Genomic DNA, 18459 nt, shown 5'->3' on the forward strand with positions numbered 1-18459 from the left:
TTGATTTTGACCTGTTGTCCCTTTTTAAGATAAAGATGCCTTTCTCAAGGATTTATAAATTATATTTTTCTTCTGACAAAGTTTATGTCAGAAAGTTGAAGAACCTACTCGGTTTTGTCCCTGGAAACGTACGTCTTTATCAAATGGCCTTTAGGCATAAGTCTGTGGCTGTCTTGATTAAAGAGGGAGCGAAAAATAGTAACGAGCGACTGGAGTTTCTCGGCGATGCTATTTTGGGGTCTGTGGTAGCAGAATTACTATTTAAAAAATATCCTTATAAAGACGAAGGTTTCTTAACTGAAATGAGATCTAAAATTGTGAGTCGAGCACACCTCAATCAGCTTTCTCGAAAATTGGGTTTGAATGAACTGATACAATTTGATGCCAGAATGATTAGTTTCCCTAACAAACAAGGGTCTCTGCTAGGAGATGCATTTGAGGCACTGATAGGTGCTGTTTATTTGGATAAAGGTTATGTTTTCACTAAAAATTTCTTGTTAAATCGCATCATAAAACCACATGTTGATATTCTGCTATTAGAACAAACGGAAACTAATTTCAAAAGTCGCTTAATTGAGTGGTGCCAACATAATGGTAAAGAGGTTGTTTTTAATCAAGTCGAAAACCCGCCAGGAGAATCGAGTAAGATGTTTTCTGTGGAAGCCGTTGTTCAAGGTGAAGTATGTGGATTAGGGCAAGACTTTAATAAAAAGAGTGCCGAAAAAACTGCTGCAGAAAAGGCATGTGAATATTTAAAAATTTTAGAGCTTGTTTAAGCTTTTTTTGTCGAAGTTCCAATAAATCCTTCTTAAATCTTAACTTTGCCGAATGGCAATAGTAAAACCTTCTTTAGCTAAAGGCACCCGTGATTTTTCACCTGCTGAAATGCTTAAACGTAATTATATTTTTAATACTTTAAAATGCGTTTTTAAAAAATATGGTTATAGTGAAATTCAAACTCCTTCTTTTGAAAATTTACAGACACTTACTGGGAAGTATGGTGACGAAGGGGATAAGCTGATTTTTAAAATATTGAATTCGGGGGATTATTTGAGTAAAGCTCCAGAAAATCTCCTGGAAGCGAAATCTTCGACTAAGTTAATAACCCATATTTCTGAAAAGGCTCTTCGATATGATCTGACTGTACCCTTTGCAAGGTATGTAGTCATGCATCAGAATGATATTTCCTTGCCTTTTAAACGCTTTCAAATTCAACCTGTTTGGCGTGCAGATAGACCACAGCGAGGACGTTACCGTGAATTCTATCAATGTGATGTGGACGTGGTTGGCTCTGATAGCTTATTGAATGAGGCGGAATTTATCCTGATTTATCATGAAGCATTGATTAATCTGGGATTAAAGGACTTTACAATTAAAATCAACAACCGTAAAATCCTGTCTGGAATAGCTGAGATTATTGGTAAACCAGAACTAATTGTTGATATGACCGTTGCTATCGATAAATTGGATAAAATAGGTCTAGAAGGTGTGAATAAAGAGTTGTTGGAAAGAGGTTTTACAACAACTGATTTAGATATTTTACGCCCTATAATATTGTTAGAGGGTTCGAATGAGGAGAAGTTGTCTGCTTTGAAGGACGTGCTTTTAAATTCCGAAGTTGGTCAGGAGGGAATTGCTGAAATTGAAGAGACTTTTGACTATATCAAAAAGTTGGATACTTCTGAAGCAGTTTTAACTGGTTTTGTTGAGGTTGATATTACGCTAGCTCGTGGATTAAACTACTATACTGGTTGTATTTTTGAGGTGAAAACTAATGAAGTAGCCATGGGCAGTATTGGCGGCGGGGGACGATATGATGACTTGACAGGTATGTTTGGCTTAAAGGGCTTAACAGGAGCTGGTGTTTCATTTGGTGCCGATAGAATATATGACGTTTTGGAAGAGTTGAATTTGTTCCCTGAAGATAAGGGGGATTTTAGTAAGCTACTTATTGTGAATTTCGATAAAGAAATTGAATCTTATACTTTGCCACTATTGAATCGTTTACGTCAAGCAAATATTGCCGTCGAACTTTACCCAACTGCTGCGAAATTAAAAAAACAGATGAGCTATGCCGATAGTAAAGGCATTCCTTTTGTTTTATTGGTCGGGGAAGAAGAAGTGTCTACAGGGAAACTTTCATTGAAAGATATGTTTTCAGGAGATCAAATAAAAATGGATGAAGAGACTTTGGTCAATCACTTGAAATAAAATCATCTTTGTTACAATATATCAAAAGCCAAAAGAATATCATGTCTTTTGGCTTTTTAGTTTGTTCTTAATTTAATTTACTAAAATAAGCCAGTCATTTATTTGCCATTGTTCTTATGTCGTTTAATTCAAATGTCTTAGAACTGTCTAAAACTAGAATAAAATTTGTTTTTCTGACCAAAATATCACCCAAATTGATTAGATTTGTAGTCAAGATTAGTAAGAAATTCAAAACTTTGAAATGAGTTCAACACCTATAACAAAAGAGACATATTTAGAGTGGTATAGATCTATGCTACTTATGCGTAAGTTTGAAGAAAAAACAGGTCAACTTTATGGACAACAAAAAATCCGTGGTTTCTGTCACTTGTACATTGGACAAGAGGCAGTGGTAGCGGGAACGATGTCTGTTATCAAACCTGAAGATTCTTTAATTACTGCCTATCGTGATCACGCACATGCTTTAGCAAAAGGTGTGTCTGCAAATGCATGTATGGCTGAGATGTTTGGAAAAGCAACTGGTTGTTCAAAAGGTAAAGGTGGATCTATGCACTTTTTCTCTAAAGAACATAAGATGATGGGTGGCCACGGAATAGTTGGTGGTCAAATTCCATTAGGTGCTGGTATCGCTTTTGCTGAAAAATATTTGGGTACTAATAATGTTAACGTATGTTACATGGGTGATGGTGCTGTTCGTCAGGGTGCTTTTAATGAATCTTTGAATATGGCGATGCTGTGGAAATTACCTGTAATTTTTGTTTGTGAAAACAATGGTTACGCAATGGGTACTTCTGTACAACGTACAACCAATATGCAAGATATTTATAAAATGGGTTTAGGCTTTGATATGCCTTGTGCTCCTGTAGATGGTATGGACGTAGTTGCTGTTCATAATGCAATGGATGAAGCTGTTCAACGCGCACGTGCTGGAGAAGGTCCTACTTTCTTAGAAATTCGTACTTACCGTTATAAAGGTCACTCGATGTCCGATCCTGCTAAATACCGTACGAAAGAAGAATTAGAAGAATATAAAGGTCGTGACCCATTATTAGCGACTAAGCATGCAATTGTTGAAAACAATTATGCTGATGAAGCATGGTTTGCTGAGGTGGACGCAGAAGTGAAAAGCATCGTAGATGAGTCTGTTAAATTTGCTGAGGAGTCTCCTTTTCCAACAGTAGATGAATTGTACAAAGATGTGTACGTTCAAGAAGATTATCCATTTATATTAGATTAATATAAGTTACTTTAACTAGATAAATAAAATACAATGGCTGAAGTAGTTAGAATGCCGAAAATGAGCGATACCATGACTGAAGGGGTCATCGCTAAATGGCACAAACAAGTTGGTGATAAAGTTAATTCTGGTGATTTAGTTGCAGAAATCGAAACGGATAAAGCAACAATGGATTTTGAATCATACCAAGAAGGTACTCTTTTATATATTGGTCCAAAAGAAGGTGAAGCAGTGGCAATTGATGCTATTATAGCTATTCTTGGTGAACCGGGTGAAGATTTTCAATCATTATTAAGTGATGCGCCTCAAGTGGTTGCTGAAGTAGAGAAAAAAGAAGAGGTTTCGACTTCTTCTGATACTGCAATAGCTCCACAATCAGATGTTACTCCTGAATCATTGGGTGTAACAGTGATTACGATGCCTTTGCTAAGCGACACGATGACTGAAGGTGTTATAGCACAATGGAATTTTAAAGTTGGTGATACCATAAAGTCTGATGATTCAATCGCTGATGTAGAGACAGACAAAGCAACAATGGAGGTGACGGCTTATGCTGATGGCACATTGTTATATGTTGGTCTTGAAGCGGGGGAAGCTGCAAAAGTAAATGATATCATTGCGATTGTAGGTCCGGCAGGTACTGATGTAACACCATTGTTAAATCAAAAAACGGCAGTTACGCAACCAGCAGCTACAGAGGTAAAAGAGGAAGCTAAAGTTGAGTCAGGTGGTTCAGTGGAAAATAAAGCCTCTGATGTAATTGACGATTCAAGAGTAAAAGCTTCTCCTTTAGCGCGTAAAATAGCTAAAGATAAAGGGATTAATTTGAACGATGTTAAAGGTTCTGCTGATGGCGGACGTATCGTGAAAAAAGATGTTGAATCTTACGCGCCTGCGGCCAAATCAGCTCCAGTTAGTGCAGCATCTACTGCAGTTGCTACTGAAACAAAAGCGATTTCTTTGCCTTCTTACGTAGGAGAAGAAAGATATACTGAAGTTGCTGTCTCTCAAATGCGTAAAACGATTGCTCGTCGTTTAGGTGAAAGCTTATTCACAGCTCCACATTTCTACTTAACTGTAAGTATTGATATGGAAAATGCGATGCTTGCGCGTACGCAAATCAATGAAGTAGCGCCAGTTAAAGTTTCATTCAATGATATTGTAGTTAAGGCGGTAGCGGTTGCTTTGAAAAAACACCCTGCAGTAAACTCTTCTTGGAAAGGGGATAAGATTCGTTTTAATGAGCATACGAATATAGGTGTCGCGATGGCTGTTGAAGATGGTTTATTAGTTCCTGTTGTTCGTTTTGCTGATGGTAAATCTTTATCTCATATTTCAGCAGAAGTTAAAGATTTTGCACAAAAAGCTAAAACAAAGAAATTGACTCCAGCTGACTGGGAAGGATCTACTTTTACGGTTTCAAATTTAGGTATGTTTGGTATTGATGAGTTTACATCAATCATTAACTCTCCTGATGGTGCAATTTTATCTGTAGGCGCAATCCAACAGGTGCCTGTTGTTAAGAATGGTGCAGTTGTTCCAGGAAATGTTATGAAATTGACTTTAGGTTGCGATCACCGTGTAGTTGATGGTGCTAACGGAGCTCAGTTTTTACAAACACTTAAAGCTTTATTGGAAAATCCAGTAAGATTACTGGCATAATCTCATTCATATAAGTATTAAAAGGGTCACTTTAAATAAAGTGGCCCTTTTTTTTTGTTTTTTTCTTTTTTTAATACTAAAATGTTCATTTTAGCATTAAGACATAAGAATAGAAATAGAATCCAAGAAAATAGTGAAATTATATATAATACAAGGTCTTGTTGCAACTCTTATAGCAACAACTATATCGTGCAGCTCCAAAGAAGAAAAAAAGCAACAAGCATTTGTTGAACAGGCTAAAACAGATAGTCTAAAGCTTATTTATAACCCTGCTGATGCGGATCCAAAAATAGACGCATTTATGCAAAATTTGCATAAGAAATCTGGTTTTAACGGTAATGTTTTAATAGCTAAAAATGGAAAAATTTTATATCAAAATTCATTTGGTTGGGCTAATTACCTTTTAAAAGATAGCTTGAAGATTGATTCAAAATTTGAGCTCGCTTCTGTTTCGAAACCGATGACTGGTATAGGTATATTAAAATTGGTTGAGGAAGGTAAATTAAGCTTAGATCAAACAATTAATGATTTTTATCCAGATTTTCCATATACCGATATTACGATAAAACAATTGTTATCACATCGTTCTGGATTACCCAATTATGTTTACTTTTCTGATGAGCATTGGAAAGAAAAAAAGAAAGGGATGAGCAATCAAGATGTTATGCGAATGCTGACAGAGTTCAAACCGAATCGCTATGGTAAACCTGATGGTAAATTTTTTTATAATAACTCAAACTTTATGGTTTTGGCGGCTATTATTGAAAAGGTAACAAAGCAGAGCTATGCAGAATGGATGAAAGAAAATGTCTTTATGCCAGCTGGTATGACTAATACGGTAGCGCTATCAAAAGCAATATATGAAAAAATTCCTACGGATGTTGTTGGTCATGATAAAGTGTGGAGACGATCTGTTGTGCAGAATTTCCAAGATGGTCCCATGGGGGATAAAGGTATTTATAGTACGGTAAGGGATCTTTACAAACTTGATTTGGCTTTAAGCGAGGGACGATTACTGAAGAAGGAGACTTTAGACTCTGCTTATGTGGATCGTGCTAAGTCTAAGAATGGAATCTTTGGATATGGATTAGGTTGGCGTACTTTTCATCATCGTGACGATGTTATGATATATCATACTGGATGGTGGCATGGATTTCGTAATCTTTATGTTAGGGATATAAAAAATAATATTACGATTGTCTTGCTTTCTAATATGGCCAATGGTAGCTTGGTGAAATTGGATGAACTTTACAAAATATTAGGTATGCCAATATTGAGAAAGGGCGCATACAATGATGCCGGTAATGCAGCTGATGATGTTTAATAGGAGATGTAAATATGAAAAAGACACTAATTATAGGTGCTAGTACTAACCCAGACCGATATTCGTATAAAGCTGCTCTTAAATTGAGGAAGTATGGACATGATATTGTCAATATAGGTTTAAAAAAGGGAGAGGTTGCTGGAGTGGAAATCGAAAAAATAGGTGATATACACCAAGATATAGATACGATTACGTTATATGTTAGCGCGAACAATCAGAAGAGTTTTTATGATTATATATTGGCAACCAATCCTAAACGGATTATTTTTAATCCTGGAACTGAAAATCCCGAATTAGTTGGGCTTGCTGAAAAATTGGGGATTCTGACCGACAATTCTTGTACTTTAGTGCTTTTAAGTACAGGTCAATACTAGTCTAAGTCTGATGCTATATAAAGGTGTTAATATAGCAAAATACAAATTTAATTTATAAATGAAAGGTTGGCTTATTAAGAGTCAACCTTTTTCATTTGTCTAATTTCTTCTCAAACGATTTCGTAAGTTTCCCTTGTGTCTCTAGTAAAAAAACTACATTTTTAGAGACCAATAGAATCTATCATGAAAATTATATTCATTTATTTTTACCTACTGTTCTTTTATGGTCAATATGCAAATGGTTGGGATAAAACTGTATTTCATATTTATGATATTGCGGATTCGATTTATGACGGTATTTTTTACGTGTAATGATTTATTTGGAACAATGACGTATTTGGAATCATAATTAAGGATAGTTGTGCTGAATTACGATTTTATAATTAGCAATTGTTAACCGCGGTGATTATGTAACAGTTTTTAAAAAGATTGAATCTAACAGTAGTGATGTTTCTGTTTTTTTTGGACGGATATAATCAAATTGATCCTTTGGAAGGACGTGTTTTCCCTTTATCTGGAAATACAAAGAGCCTGTTTGTAAATTTTAAGAAAATTAAGGATTCTCGATTGATTAAAGTATGGGATAAGCTTTATTGTACAAATGCTAGTGAAAAGTGAAAAATTAAATAATGTATAAAATAAGAGCGAATTAAGATTAGTATATTTATTATGAAAATGAAAAACCAAATCCTTTTTGTGTTATGTTCAATATTGGGAATAGCAACAGTGAATGGGCAAGTTAAGAATCTGAAATTAACGAAGGACTTTATCCAAAAAAATTTGGATGATGCAGCGCAACAAATTAAAGTGCTCGCAGCAGAGACACCAAATGAAAAATTTCCTAAAACTTTTGAAAATAATAAGCAGGTTTTTTCTTCATCTAGCTGGTGGTGTTCTGGTTTTTATCCCGGTACTTTGTGGTATTTATATGAGGGAACTCATGATCGTGAATTACTTCAAAAAGTGGAAGATAAGTTACCTTTTTTGGAGAAAGAGAAAAATAATAAAGGTACGCATGATTTGGGGTTTATGTTATTTTGTAGTTTCGGTAATGGATTACGGTTAACGGGAGATACGGTAAAATATAAGCACGTCCTAGTAACAGGGGCGGAATCATTAGCTTCACGATTTAATGAGACGACAAAAACAATTCGATCATGGGATCATAAGCCTTGGAATTATCCTGTTATTATTGATAATATGATGAATTTGGAATTTTTGACACAGGTATCGAAGATGACTGGGAATCAGAAATATTATGATTTAGCTGTAACACATGCACAAACAACATTGAAGAATCATTTTAGAAAGGATTATAGTTCTTATCATGTTATTGATTACAATGAAGCTACAGGTGGAGTTATTGGTAAAAAGACTCATCAAGGTGCATTTGATGAATCGGCATGGTCTAGAGGACAAGGTTGGGCCCTGTACGGTTATACAATGATGTATCGTGAAACTAAGAAGAAGGAATTTTTAAATCAAGCAAGACACATAGCCAAATATATTTTAAATCACCCAGCATTACCAGAGGACCTTATACCATATTGGGATTTTGATAAGGATAAAATTGACCCTTCAAATAAGATGTATTCGAAAAAAGATTTGCGTGATGTCTCTGCGGCGACTTTATATGCTTCGGCATTGCTAGAGCTTTCCCAATATACGAAGGGGCAAGAGTCGATACTCTATCTGACTAAAGCAGAGACTATGCTTACCAATTTATCAAAAACACCCTATAAATCTGTAGCTGGTGAAAATGGAGGCTATTTGTTAAATCATAGTGTTGGGGCTTTGCCATTGAATTCGGAAGTTGATGTGCCTTTGACATATGCTGATTATTATTATGTTGAGGCATTAATTAGATATAAAAGGCTATTAGAGGGACAATCTGTTATTTTTGAGATTACCATGTAATTTATGTGCTTGATTAGTTTCTCAATTGGGAAGAGGACGGATATCAGTCTGATTCGGTATAAGAGATAATCAAGTTGTGCTAAGAAATTATACAGCTTTTATAAAAGTATGAAGGAATATATCCGTTTGTTTGTAATAATTATCAACTACCAGTATAATCTATTGACACGGCATTTTAATTTTTTAGACTTGTTTTTTTTTAAGCAATGTTGTTTTTTAAATGTGAATTAGAGATAATACTAAATTGACAAGTTGTAATATCAAATTTATGAAAAGAAGATTATTATTGAAGTTATTGGGCGGGGCAGGTATGGGTACTTTGGCTACATCGTTGCCAATAGATGCGAAGGCTGAATCTCAACATGAGATGAAGGAATCGGTTACCGAGAATGATCGTTCCTATTGGGTTGCAATATTAACGAAGATAGCCTCGCCAATCTTGAGTAATATCAGTATACAACAGTGGAGAAAGAACATGCCAATGGAAGTTAGTCCAACATTTGATAATAGAGATTCGGGTGTGGGATATCTGGAAGCTTTTGGGAGGCTGTTGGCAGGAATGGCACCTTGGCTTGCCCTTTCTGATGATGACTCTGATGAGGGGAAGCTTCGTGAGCGATTACGAAAGCAGGCTTTATTAGGAATTAAATATGGAGTCGATCCGATATCACCAGATTATTTCACTTGGAGAGGGGCTTCGTCTCAAACCTTGGTAGATGCGGCACATCTTGCTTTGGCTTTTCTACGTGCGCCAAAAGCACTATGGGAACCGTTGGATGAATTGACTAAGAAAAGAGTTGTAGAAGAATTTAAGTTATTGCGCAAAATTAAACCCAACGAAAGTAATTGGCTTCTATTTGCGGCAATGACAGAGACATTCTTGTATAGTATAAACGAAGATTGCGTGCGAGAGAAGATCGATTACGCTGTCAATAAGTTTGATCAAGAATGGTATGTTGGAGATGGATGGTATAGTGATGGAGCTCGTTTTAGCTTTGATCATTATAATGGTTACGTTATACACAATATGCAGGTTGAAGCACTTCGGCATAATAGATGTGCAGGTGAGAAATATAAAGAGATGTTTGATAGGGCTTATAAACGTATGCAACGTTATGCTCATCATTTGGAACGAATGATTTCTCCGGAGGGACATTACTTGGTCGTGGGCAGATCGTCAACTTATAAAAATGCAGCTTTTCAACCTTTGGCCGCTGTTGCATTGGAAAACAGATTGCCAGAGGATATTTCTAAAGGTCAAGTAAGAGCAGCTCTTACCGCTGTGCTTAAGCATATTTTTATTGATAAAACATTTTCACCATCAGGATGGCTTCGAATGGGGGTCGTGGGGGATCGTCAAGAAAATTTAGCAGATTATTATACTAATGCTGGCTCTATGTATGTGGTTTCGTTATCTTTTTTGCCTTTAGGCCTACCTGATGATGATGAATTTTGGACATGCGCTGCTGAGAAATGGACATCGCAGAAAGCATGGGGAGCAGAACAATTTCCGAAAGATTATTATGTCGCATATTAATTCTTGTGTATATTCTTTGAAGTTCATTGGTGTTTTTTTTTATCGGCTTTCGTTTTTTTGGCGTTTAAAGTTCTTTTTTGTTTTAGAAAAGGCTTAAAAAAATAAAAAATAATGTGCTAATAATTTGGTAGTTAGAAAATTATTTGTACTTTTGCAATCCCTTATTGGGAGAAATACGTCTTGAGCGAAGCCCTACTGCTTCGATGGACTTTTAATTAATTAATTTACAACATGTCAGGTATTATTGGAAAAAAAGTAGGAATGACAAGCCTGTTTGATGCAGAGGGAAAAAACATTCCGTGTACTGTTATTCAAGCTGGTCCGTGCGTGGTTACGCAGATACGTACGGAAGAGAAAGATGGCTACGCTGCTGTTCAACTTGGCTTCGGTGAAGCTAAGGAAAAGAACACAACGAATTCTTTAAAGGGGCACTTTGCAAAAGCAAACACAACGCCTAAGCGTAAGCTGGTAGAGTTTAAAACTTTCCCAGATGCTAAACAACTTGGTGACGTAGTTGACGTTACACTTTTTGAGGAGGGCGAGTACGTTGACGTAGTCGGTACTTCAAAAGGTAAGGGTTTCCAAGGTGTAATGAAACGTCATGGATTTGGTGGTGTAGGTGGTGCGACTCACGGTCAGCACAACAGATTACGTGCGCCAGGTTCAATTGGTGCGGCTTCTTGGCCTTCGCGTGTATTTAAAGGTATGCGTATGGCGGGCCGTATGGGTGGTGATAAAGTTAAAGTTCAAAACTTACAAGTTTTGAAAGTTTACGCTGATCAAAACCTAATCGTTGTTAGTGGTTCCATCCCAGGAGCTAAAGGTTCTTATGTAGTTGTAGACAAATAGGAAATGGAAGTTAAAGTTTTAAATTTATCAGGTAAAGAAACAGGTGCCAAGGTGCAACTTCCTGAGTCGGTATTTGGGTTAGAGCCTAACGATCATGCGATCTATTTGGACGTGAAGCAGTACTTAGCGAATCAACGCCAAGGAACTCACAAATCTAAACAACGAAATGAAATTGCGGGTTCGACTCGTAAATTACACAAACAAAAAGGTACTGGTGGTGCTCGTGCGGGTTCTATCAAATCTCCATTGTTTAATGGTGGTGGCCGTGTATTCGGTCCTCAACCTCGTGATTACAGTTTCAAATTGAATAAAAAATTGAAACAAGTAGCACGTAAATCAGCGTTAAGCTACAAAGCAATTGATAACAACGTGGTAGTATTGGATGAAGTTAAATTTGACTCAATCCAAACTAAAAACTATGTTGCTTTCGTAAATGCTTTAAATGTAGCAGATGAGAAAACTTTATTGGTTTTATCAGCGCAAGATAATATCGTTTATTTATCAAGCAGAAACTTGAAAAAAGCAAAAGTAACAACTGTAGATCAATTGAATACATATGATGTATTAAATGCAGGTAAGTTATTATTTACTACAGGTTCGCTTAAAACTTTGGAGGAGGCATTAGCTAAGTAATATGGACATTATTAAAAAACCTATCTTAACTGAGAAAGCTTCATTTTTAACGGAAAAATTAAACCGTTATGCTTTCAAAGTAGATCACAGAGCTAACAAAATTCAGATCAAAACAGCAATTGAGGCTATGTTTGGCGTTACTGTTGTTGCAGTTAACACTGCAGTAGTAGCAGGTAAAGCTAAAAGCCGTTACACAAAAGCGGGTTTCGTATCTGGTAGAGCTCCTAAGTATAAAAAAGCTGTCATTACTATTAAGGACGGCGAAACTATTGACTTTTACAGTACTATATAATTAGAGATGGCAGTTAAAAGATTCAAACCGGTAACCCCTGGTACTCGTTTCAGAGTAGGCGCTGACTATTCTGACGTAACAACTAATGTTCCTGAAAAAACGTTAGTAGTTGGAAGCAACAAAAGATCGGGCGGTCGTAATAAATCCGGTAAAATGACTATGCGTTACATCGGTGGGGGACACAAGAAAGTTTACCGATTAATAGATTTCAAACGCGATAAAAAAGATATCCCTGCAACAGTAGCTACAATTGAGTACGATCCAAACCGTACAGCACGTATTGCATTATTGCATTATGTTGATGGTGAGAAACGTTACATCATTGCTCCAGCTGGTTTAAAAGTTGGAATGACAGTAGTTGCAGGAGAAAAAGTTGCCCCTGAAGTAGGTAATACAATACCATTAGCAAACATTCCATTGGGATCTATCATCCACAACATCGAATTGAACCCTGGTCAAGGTGGTTCAATCGCTCGTTCGGCTGGTACTTATGCCCAATTGTCTGCTCGTGACGGTAAATATGCTATTATCAAATTACCTTCAAGTGAGACACGTATGATCTTATTGACTTGCGTTGCTACAATCGGTTCAGTATCTAACCACGATAGAAAAATCGAAGTGTTAGGTAAGGCTGGTCGTAACCGTTGGTTAGGACGTCGTCCAAGAGTTCGTGGTGTAGCTATGAACCCAGTCGATCACCCTATGGGTGGTGGTGAGGGTCGTACCTCAGGAGGACAACCTCGTTCACGCACAGGTGTTTTAGCTAAAGGCTTCAAAACACGCGACAAGAAGAAAACATCGAATCGTTACATCATTGAGAGAAGGAAAAAATAATGGCTCGTTCAATTAAAAAAGGTCCTTATATCGATCACAACTTAGAAGGAAAAGTTCTTTCTATGAATGAAACTAACAAAAAGTCAGTTATCAAAACTTGGTCTCGTAGATCAATGATTTCTCCTGATTTTGTTGGTCATACCTTTGCAGTGCACAATGGGAATAAATTTATTCCTGTTTATGTAACGGAAAATATGGTAGGTCACAAATTAGGCGAATTCGCTCCTACACGTACATTCAGAGGCCACGCAGAAAAGAAAAAATAATAGGTAATGGAAGCAACAAAAAAACTTAAAAAGTCTGTTTTAATAAGACAGCGCAAAGAGCAAGAGAAAGCTCAAATAGGAGGAGCTTCTACTGCCAAATTATTAAATTGCCCTACTTCACCTCGTAAGATGCGTTTAGTAGTGGACTTAATTCGTGGCGAGAAAGTAGAAAATGCTTTATATATTTTAAAGCATACAAGCAAAGAAGTAGCAATCCGTGTAGAGAAATTATTATTATCTGCAATTAAAAACTGGGAGGCTAGAAACGAAGGTAAATCTGTTGAAGATAGTCAATTATACGTTAAAGAAGTATCAGTAGCAGGTGGTCGTCAATTGAAAAGATTACGTCCAGCTCCTCAAGGTCGCGGTTACAGAATTCGTAAGCGTTCAAACCATGTTACTTTGATCGTTGACAGTAAATCTAACGTTGAACAAAACTAATTTATTGAGAAATGGGACAAAAAGCAAATCCAATAGGTAGCAGATTAGGAATCATCAAAGGTTGGGATTCTAATTGGTTCGGAGGAAAAAACTATGCCGATAAATTAGTAGAAGACGAAAAGATTAGAAAATATCTTTCTGTTCGTATAGCAAAAGGTGGTGTAGCAAAAGTTGTTATTGAAAGAACTTTAAAACGTATCACAGTAACTATCCATACAGCCAGACCTGGTATCGTTATCGGTAAAGGTGGTCAAGAAGTTGATAAAATCAAGGAAGAGTTAAAGAAAATCACTAAAAAAGATGTTCAAATTAACATTTTCGAGATTAAACGCCCTGAGTTAGACGCTAAATTAGTGGCTGAAGGTATCGCTAAGCAATTAGAAGCTCGTATTTCATTCCGTCGTGCAATGAAAACTACGATTGCATCTACGATGCGTATGGGTGCTGAAGGTATTAAAGTAATGTGTTCTGGTCGTTTAGGTGGTGCTGAAATGGCACGCTCTGAGCAATACAAAGAAGGAAGAACTCCTTTACACACATTGCGTGCTGATATCGATTATGCATTAGCTGAAGCATTAACTACTTACGGTAAAATCGGTATCAAAGTTTGGATCTGTAAAGGTGAGGTTTACGGTAAACGTGACTTATCTCCAAACCTTGGTCAAGCTTCTGGTGTGAAAACACGTGGTGGAAACGAAGGTGGTGCTGATCGTCGTGACAACCGTAAAGGTGGTCGTGGTGGTGATCGTCGCGGTGGAAACAACAATCGTGGTGGAAACAACCGTGGTGCAAAAAGAGATTAAAAGTTTAATAGATAACAACATATCTGCTTAAGCAGATTAAAATAGATAACGAACATGTTACAGCCAAAAAGAACAAAGTTCAGAAAGATGCAGAAAGGACGTATGAAAGGTAACGCTTCTCGTGGAGCAGAGTTAGCTTTCGGTTCATTCGGTATCAAATCATTGGAGGAAGCATGGATCACAAGCCGTCAAATCGAGGCAGCTCGTATTGCAGTGACACGTTACATGAAACGTGAAGGTCAAGTTTGGATCCGTATCTTCCCTGATAAACCCGTAACTAAGAAACCTGCAGAGGTTCGTATGGGTAAAGGTAAGGGAGCTCCAGAATACTGGGTTGCCGTAGTACGCCCAGGCCGTATGTTATTTGAAGCAGAAGGAGTGCCTTTAGAAATTGCTAAAGAAGCTTTACGTCTTGCAGCTCAAAAACTTCCGGTTCAAACTAAGTTTGTTATACGTAGAGATTACGTAGAAGCATAAATCGTTGGTAATATCATTATTTAAGCCTTAGGACCGTTACTCCTAAGGCTATATATAAACTAATGATAACCCAATATAACAACTGAAATAAAATGAAAAATTCAGAAATTTTAGAATTATCAACAGAGGATTTAGCTGCTCGTTTAGTAGAAGAGAAAGCTGCCCTTAGCAAATTGAAATTTGCACATGCTGTTTCTGCAATTGAGAACCCTAATGTAATCAAAACGGCTCGTAGACAAATCGCTCGTCTTAGTACGGCGTTGACTACTCGTAAAGCTGCAGCTAAAAAAGAAACAGCCTCTGAGGCATAAATTAAAGTCGAAATGGAAAGACAATTAAGAAAAACAAGAATCGGCTTAGTAGTTAGCAATAAAATGGACAAATCTATCGTAGTAACGGTTGAACGTAAAGTTAAACACCCAATCTATGGTAAGTTCGTGAAAAAAACTACTAAATTTAAAGCTCATGACGAAACTAATACCTGTGGTATCGGCGATACGGTATTAATTATGGAAACTCGTCCGCTGAGTAAGACTAAGAATTGGAGATTAGTAGAAATATTAGAAAGAGCTAAATAACATGGTACAACAGGAATCAAGACTAAATGTTGCTGATAATAGCGGAGCTAAAGAAGTTTTAGTAATCCGTGTGTTAGGTGGCACAGGTAAGCGTTATGCTTCGATAGGTGATAAAATTGTTGTTACCATCAAAAGCGCTTTACCTTCAGGAAACGTAAAAAAAGGTACTGTTTCTAAAGCTGTAGTTGTTAGAACTAAAAAAGAAATCCGTCGTAAAGATGGTTCTTATATTCGTTTTGATGACAATGCTGCAGTATTATTAAATAATAATGATGAACCACGTGGTACACGTATCTTTGGCCCAGTTGCTAGAGAGTTACGTGAAAAACAGTTCATGAAAATTGTATCACTAGCACCGGAGGTTTTATAATTATGGCATACAAGAAAATAACAAAAACTACACACAAAATCAAGATTAAAAAAGGTGATTTAGTGAAAGTTATCGCTGGTAACTCTAAAGGTGTTCAAGGAAAAGTATTGCAAGTTTTAGTGGATGCAGATAGAGCCATTGTAGAAGGCGCTAACTTCATTAAGAAACACACTAAACCAAGTGCGGCTACTCCTAATGGTGGTATTATTGAAAAAGAAGCAGCTATTCATATCTCAAACTTAGCTTTAATCGATCCTAAAACAGGAGCTCCTACTCGCGTAGGTCGTAAAGTTAATGAAGATGGTAAACTTGTTCGTGTAGCAAAAAAATCAGGGGAGGAAATTAAATAATGACTTACATACCAAGATTAAAAGTGAAATATGCGGAGGAAATCCGTACAGCACTTAAAGATAAATTCCAGTATAAAAGTGTTATGCAGGTTCCTAAACTTGAGAAAATCGTTGTTTCACAAGGTGTAGGTGCTGCCACTTCAGATAAGAAATTAATTGATAACGCTCTTTCAGAGATGACATTAATTACTGGACAACAAGCTGTTTCAACTAAATCGAAAAAAGATATCTCAAACTTTAAATTGCGTAAAGGTATGCCTGTTGGTGTACGTGTTACTTTACGTGATAATAACATGTATGAGTTCTTAGATCGTTTAATCGCTGTATCACTTCCACGTATTCGTGACTTCCGTGGTATCAACGATAAAGGATTCGATGGAAGAGGTAACTACAACTTAGGTATTACTGAGCAAATCATTTTCCCTGAGATAAACATTGATAAAATCAACAAAATTCAAGGTATGGACATCACTTTCGTGACTAGCGCAGGAAACGATGTTGAGGCTTTAGAATTGTTGAAACAATTCGGTTTACCATTTAAAAATCAAAATACTAATAACAATGGCTAAGGAAGGATTAAAAGCTCGCGAAGTAAAACGCGCTAAATTAGTAGCTAAATTTGCTGACAAACGTGCTGCGTTAAAAGCTGCTGGTGATTATGCTGCATTAGATAAATTACCTAAGAATGCTTCTCCAGTTCGTTTACACAACCGTTGTAGACTAACAGGACGTCCTAAAGGATATATGCGTCAATTCGGTATCTCTCGTGTTACATTCCGTGAGATGGCATTAGATGGTAAAATCCCGGGGGTTAAAAAAGCTTCTTGGTAATATCGAAAAAAAAAGTAATTTTGCCCCAGCAAATCTTTTATAAGATTTGCTTGGGTTTTTTACGTTAAAATTTATTAATCGGCAAAAGGTCTGTTCCAAAGGTTGGAAAAGAAACCGTTGTCACAATTTTTATATACAATGAATACAGATCCAATAGCGGATTACCTTACACGAGTAAGGAATGCCATTAAGGCCAACCACAGGGTTGTTGAAATTCCTGCATCGAACCTTAAGAAAGAAATTACTAAAGTTCTTTTTGATAAAGGTTATATTGCTAATTACAAATTTGAGGATGATGGAATTCAAGGCACAATCAAAATTGCTTTGAAATATAATCCAATTAGCAAAATCTCGGCTATTCGTACGTTGACACGTGTGAGTAAACCTGGTTTAAGAAAGTATGCAAGTGTTGAGACTATGCCTCGTGTTTTGAATGGTTTGGGTATTGCTGTCTTGTCAACTTCTAAAGGAGTTATGACAGACAAAGAGGCTCGCTTACAAAATGTTGGCGGTGAAGTTTTATGTTACGTTTATTAATCTAGGAAAATCACAAAGAAATGTCAAGAATTGGAAAAGCGCCTATCGCTATGCCTGCAGGTGTAACGATGACTGTATCTGACAAGAATTTAGTTACAGTAAAGGGCCCTAAAGGTGAATTAACACAACAAGTTGATCGTGACATTACAGTTGCTCAAGAAGATGGTAACATCGTAGTAACTCGTGCCACAGATCAAAAAAGACACAAAGCACTACACGGATTATACCGCTCTTTATTGAGCAATATGGTTGTCGGTGTAACTGAAGGTTACAAAACTACTCAAGAATTAGTAGGTGTAGGTTACCGTGCAACTTGCACTGGTAATGTATTAGAGTTAACTTTAGGTTTCTCTCACCAGATTGTGTTTATGTTGCCAAAGGAAATTACAGCAACAACAACTGCTGATAAAGGTAAAAACCCTACTATCACTTTGGAATCTATCGACAAACAATTAATCGGTCAAATCGCAGCGAAAATCCGTGGTTTCCGTAAACCAGAGCCATACAAAGGTAAAGGTATCAAGTTTGTAGGTGAAGTATTAAGAAGAAAAGCAGGTAAATCAGCTAAAAAATAATAACCATGGCAGGACATAAAGCATCTCGTAGAGAGAGAATCAAAAAAGGAATCAGAAAACACCTGGCTGGATCAACAGAGCGTCCACGCTTGTCAGTTTTTAGAAGTAATAAAGGTATCTACGCTCAGATAATTGATGATGTTGCAGGAAAGACATTAGTGTCAGCTTCTAGTTCTTCAAAAGAATTTGCTGCTACAGGCAACAAAGTTGAGCAATCAAAAGCAGTAGGTAAATTAGTTGCAGAAAAAGCAGTTGCAGCTGGAATTAGTAAAGTAGTTTTTGACCGTAATGGGTACTTATACCATGGCCGTATCAAATCTTTGGCTGAAGGTGCTCGCGAAGGCGGTTTAGACTTTTAATC

General features: G+C 36.8%; 25 protein-coding genes. All 25 read left to right on the plus strand.

The annotated features are described in order from the left end of the window. Nucleotides 1–35 precede the first annotated feature (35 nt). The 25 genes from rnc (at nucleotide 36) to rplR (ending at nucleotide 18457) form a co-directional block, all read left to right on the plus strand. Entirely contained in the window at nucleotides 36–776 is a 741-nt protein-coding gene (gene rnc / locus KO02_RS02195) for a ribonuclease III (protein ID WP_051959735.1), read from the plus strand. Between the two features lie 52 nt (nucleotides 777–828). Then, nucleotides 829–2211, plus strand: a complete 1383-nt coding sequence (hisS, locus tag KO02_RS02200) for a histidine--tRNA ligase (RefSeq protein ID WP_038695457.1) — start codon at nucleotides 829–831, stop codon at nucleotides 2209–2211. A gap of 241 nt (nucleotides 2212–2452) precedes the next feature. Beyond that, a complete protein-coding gene (pdhA, locus tag KO02_RS02205; protein ID WP_038695459.1) occupies nucleotides 2453–3448 on the plus strand; it encodes a pyruvate dehydrogenase (acetyl-transferring) E1 component subunit alpha in 996 nt (331 codons plus the stop codon). 33 nt (nucleotides 3449–3481) lie between these two features. Continuing rightward, nucleotides 3482–5110, plus strand: a complete 1629-nt coding sequence (locus KO02_RS02210) for a 2-oxo acid dehydrogenase subunit E2 (RefSeq protein WP_038695461.1) — start codon at nucleotides 3482–3484, stop codon at nucleotides 5108–5110. 133 nt (nucleotides 5111–5243) lie between these two features. After that, on the plus strand, nucleotides 5244–6434 hold the full coding sequence (locus KO02_RS02215; RefSeq protein ID WP_038695463.1) for a serine hydrolase domain-containing protein: 1191 nt from the start codon (nucleotides 5244–5246) through the stop codon (nucleotides 6432–6434). Nucleotides 6435–6448: 14 nt separating this feature from the next. After that, on the plus strand, nucleotides 6449–6808 hold the full coding sequence (locus KO02_RS02220; RefSeq protein ID WP_038695466.1) for a CoA-binding protein: 360 nt from the start codon (nucleotides 6449–6451) through the stop codon (nucleotides 6806–6808). A 669-nt stretch (nucleotides 6809–7477) separates the two neighbouring features. After that, nucleotides 7478–8725 (plus strand): glycoside hydrolase family 88 protein, encoded by a 1248-nt coding sequence (locus KO02_RS02225; RefSeq protein WP_038695468.1) that lies wholly within the window; start codon nucleotides 7478–7480, stop codon nucleotides 8723–8725. A 268-nt stretch (nucleotides 8726–8993) separates the two neighbouring features. Next, the gene (locus tag KO02_RS02230) at nucleotides 8994–10262 is read left to right on the plus strand and encodes a DUF2264 domain-containing protein (RefSeq protein ID WP_038695470.1); all 1269 of its coding nucleotides are present in this window, start codon (nucleotides 8994–8996) and stop codon (nucleotides 10260–10262) included. Between the two features lie 231 nt (nucleotides 10263–10493). After that, a complete protein-coding gene (gene rplC / locus KO02_RS02235) occupies nucleotides 10494–11111 on the plus strand; it encodes a 50S ribosomal protein L3 (protein WP_038695472.1) in 618 nt (205 codons plus the stop codon). A gap of 3 nt (nucleotides 11112–11114) precedes the next feature. Beyond that, a complete protein-coding gene (rplD, locus tag KO02_RS02240; RefSeq protein ID WP_038695474.1) occupies nucleotides 11115–11744 on the plus strand; it encodes a 50S ribosomal protein L4 in 630 nt (209 codons plus the stop codon). Nucleotide 11745: 1 nt separating this feature from the next. Then, nucleotides 11746–12036: a 50S ribosomal protein L23 gene (rplW, locus tag KO02_RS02245; protein WP_038695476.1), complete on the plus strand. Its 291-nt coding sequence runs from the start codon at nucleotides 11746–11748 to the stop codon at nucleotides 12034–12036. Nucleotides 12037–12042: 6 nt separating this feature from the next. Beyond that, nucleotides 12043–12870 carry a 50S ribosomal protein L2 gene (gene rplB, locus KO02_RS02250; protein WP_038695478.1) on the plus strand — a complete coding sequence of 276 codons (828 nt, stop codon included), beginning with the start codon at nucleotides 12043–12045 and terminating at the stop codon, nucleotides 12868–12870. Continuing rightward, nucleotides 12870–13136, plus strand: a complete 267-nt coding sequence (gene rpsS / locus KO02_RS02255; RefSeq protein WP_021189653.1) for a 30S ribosomal protein S19 — start codon at nucleotides 12870–12872, stop codon at nucleotides 13134–13136. Before rplB ends, rpsS begins: the two co-directional genes overlap by 1 nt. Before the next feature lie 6 nt (nucleotides 13137–13142). Next, nucleotides 13143–13577 (plus strand): 50S ribosomal protein L22, encoded by a 435-nt coding sequence (gene rplV, locus KO02_RS02260; RefSeq protein ID WP_038695482.1) that lies wholly within the window; start codon nucleotides 13143–13145, stop codon nucleotides 13575–13577. Nucleotides 13578–13588: 11 nt separating this feature from the next. Then, nucleotides 13589–14380: a 30S ribosomal protein S3 gene (gene rpsC / locus KO02_RS02265; protein ID WP_038695484.1), complete on the plus strand. Its 792-nt coding sequence runs from the start codon at nucleotides 13589–13591 to the stop codon at nucleotides 14378–14380. A gap of 54 nt (nucleotides 14381–14434) precedes the next feature. Continuing rightward, nucleotides 14435–14857 carry a 50S ribosomal protein L16 gene (gene rplP / locus KO02_RS02270; RefSeq protein WP_038695486.1) on the plus strand — a complete coding sequence of 141 codons (423 nt, stop codon included), beginning with the start codon at nucleotides 14435–14437 and terminating at the stop codon, nucleotides 14855–14857. Nucleotides 14858–14949: 92 nt separating this feature from the next. After that, the gene (gene rpmC / locus KO02_RS02275) at nucleotides 14950–15168 is read left to right on the plus strand and encodes a 50S ribosomal protein L29 (RefSeq protein WP_038695488.1); all 219 of its coding nucleotides are present in this window, start codon (nucleotides 14950–14952) and stop codon (nucleotides 15166–15168) included. A 12-nt stretch (nucleotides 15169–15180) separates the two neighbouring features. Continuing rightward, nucleotides 15181–15435, plus strand: a complete 255-nt coding sequence (gene rpsQ, locus KO02_RS02280; RefSeq protein WP_038695490.1) for a 30S ribosomal protein S17 — start codon at nucleotides 15181–15183, stop codon at nucleotides 15433–15435. Nucleotide 15436: 1 nt separating this feature from the next. After that, on the plus strand, nucleotides 15437–15805 hold the full coding sequence (rplN, locus tag KO02_RS02285) for a 50S ribosomal protein L14 (protein ID WP_021189647.1): 369 nt from the start codon (nucleotides 15437–15439) through the stop codon (nucleotides 15803–15805). Between the two features lie 2 nt (nucleotides 15806–15807). After that, nucleotides 15808–16155: a 50S ribosomal protein L24 gene (gene rplX / locus KO02_RS02290; protein ID WP_038695492.1), complete on the plus strand. Its 348-nt coding sequence runs from the start codon at nucleotides 15808–15810 to the stop codon at nucleotides 16153–16155. Continuing rightward, entirely contained in the window at nucleotides 16155–16724 is a 570-nt protein-coding gene (gene rplE / locus KO02_RS02295; protein WP_038695494.1) for a 50S ribosomal protein L5, read from the plus strand. The genes rplX and rplE overlap by 1 nt, the downstream gene beginning before the upstream one ends. Then, a complete protein-coding gene (rpsN, locus tag KO02_RS02300; RefSeq protein ID WP_038695496.1) occupies nucleotides 16717–16986 on the plus strand; it encodes a 30S ribosomal protein S14 in 270 nt (89 codons plus the stop codon). The genes rplE and rpsN overlap by 8 nt, the downstream gene beginning before the upstream one ends. 138 nt (nucleotides 16987–17124) lie before the next feature. Continuing rightward, nucleotides 17125–17523 (plus strand): 30S ribosomal protein S8, encoded by a 399-nt coding sequence (gene rpsH / locus KO02_RS02305; protein WP_038695498.1) that lies wholly within the window; start codon nucleotides 17125–17127, stop codon nucleotides 17521–17523. A 20-nt stretch (nucleotides 17524–17543) separates the two neighbouring features. Then, nucleotides 17544–18098, plus strand: a complete 555-nt coding sequence (rplF, locus tag KO02_RS02310; protein ID WP_038695500.1) for a 50S ribosomal protein L6 — start codon at nucleotides 17544–17546, stop codon at nucleotides 18096–18098. Continuing rightward, complete coding sequence (rplR, locus tag KO02_RS02315) at nucleotides 18095–18457, plus strand: 50S ribosomal protein L18 (protein ID WP_400263560.1); 363 nt, start codon at nucleotides 18095–18097, stop codon at nucleotides 18455–18457. Before rplF ends, rplR begins: the two co-directional genes overlap by 4 nt. Nucleotides 18458–18459: the final 2 nt, after the last annotated feature.

This window comes from Sphingobacterium sp. ML3W (assembly GCF_000747525.1).
Taxonomy (GTDB): Bacteria; Bacteroidota; Bacteroidia; order Sphingobacteriales; family Sphingobacteriaceae; genus Sphingobacterium.

Coding starts and splice junctions, on each gene's coding strand:
- rnc (WP_051959735.1), top strand. CDS start 36: ATGCCTTTCTCAAGGATTTATAAATTATATTTTTCTTCTGACAAAGTT.
- rplD (WP_038695474.1), top strand. CDS start 11,115: ATGGAAGTTAAAGTTTTAAATTTATCAGGTAAAGAAACAGGTGCCAAG.
- rplF (WP_038695500.1), top strand. CDS start 17,544: ATGTCAAGAATTGGAAAAGCGCCTATCGCTATGCCTGCAGGTGTAACG.
- rplB (WP_038695478.1), top strand. CDS start 12,043: ATGGCAGTTAAAAGATTCAAACCGGTAACCCCTGGTACTCGTTTCAGA.
- rplN (WP_021189647.1), top strand. CDS start 15,437: ATGGTACAACAGGAATCAAGACTAAATGTTGCTGATAATAGCGGAGCT.
- rpsN (WP_038695496.1), top strand. CDS start 16,717: ATGGCTAAGGAAGGATTAAAAGCTCGCGAAGTAAAACGCGCTAAATTA.
- rpmC (WP_038695488.1), top strand. CDS start 14,950: ATGAAAAATTCAGAAATTTTAGAATTATCAACAGAGGATTTAGCTGCT.
- KO02_RS02230 (WP_038695470.1), top strand. CDS start 8,994: ATGAAAAGAAGATTATTATTGAAGTTATTGGGCGGGGCAGGTATGGGT.
- KO02_RS02225 (WP_038695468.1), top strand. CDS start 7,478: ATGAAAATGAAAAACCAAATCCTTTTTGTGTTATGTTCAATATTGGGA.
- hisS (WP_038695457.1), top strand. CDS start 829: ATGGCAATAGTAAAACCTTCTTTAGCTAAAGGCACCCGTGATTTTTCA.
- rplE (WP_038695494.1), top strand. CDS start 16,155: ATGACTTACATACCAAGATTAAAAGTGAAATATGCGGAGGAAATCCGT.
- rplV (WP_038695482.1), top strand. CDS start 13,143: ATGGAAGCAACAAAAAAACTTAAAAAGTCTGTTTTAATAAGACAGCGC.
- rplX (WP_038695492.1), top strand. CDS start 15,808: ATGGCATACAAGAAAATAACAAAAACTACACACAAAATCAAGATTAAA.
- rplP (WP_038695486.1), top strand. CDS start 14,435: ATGTTACAGCCAAAAAGAACAAAGTTCAGAAAGATGCAGAAAGGACGT.
- pdhA (WP_038695459.1), top strand. CDS start 2,453: ATGAGTTCAACACCTATAACAAAAGAGACATATTTAGAGTGGTATAGA.
- rpsQ (WP_038695490.1), top strand. CDS start 15,181: ATGGAAAGACAATTAAGAAAAACAAGAATCGGCTTAGTAGTTAGCAAT.
- KO02_RS02220 (WP_038695466.1), top strand. CDS start 6,449: ATGAAAAAGACACTAATTATAGGTGCTAGTACTAACCCAGACCGATAT.
- rplW (WP_038695476.1), top strand. CDS start 11,746: ATGGACATTATTAAAAAACCTATCTTAACTGAGAAAGCTTCATTTTTA.
- rplC (WP_038695472.1), top strand. CDS start 10,494: ATGTCAGGTATTATTGGAAAAAAAGTAGGAATGACAAGCCTGTTTGAT.
- rpsS (WP_021189653.1), top strand. CDS start 12,870: ATGGCTCGTTCAATTAAAAAAGGTCCTTATATCGATCACAACTTAGAA.
- KO02_RS02210 (WP_038695461.1), top strand. CDS start 3,482: ATGGCTGAAGTAGTTAGAATGCCGAAAATGAGCGATACCATGACTGAA.
- rpsH (WP_038695498.1), top strand. CDS start 17,125: ATGAATACAGATCCAATAGCGGATTACCTTACACGAGTAAGGAATGCC.
- rpsC (WP_038695484.1), top strand. CDS start 13,589: ATGGGACAAAAAGCAAATCCAATAGGTAGCAGATTAGGAATCATCAAA.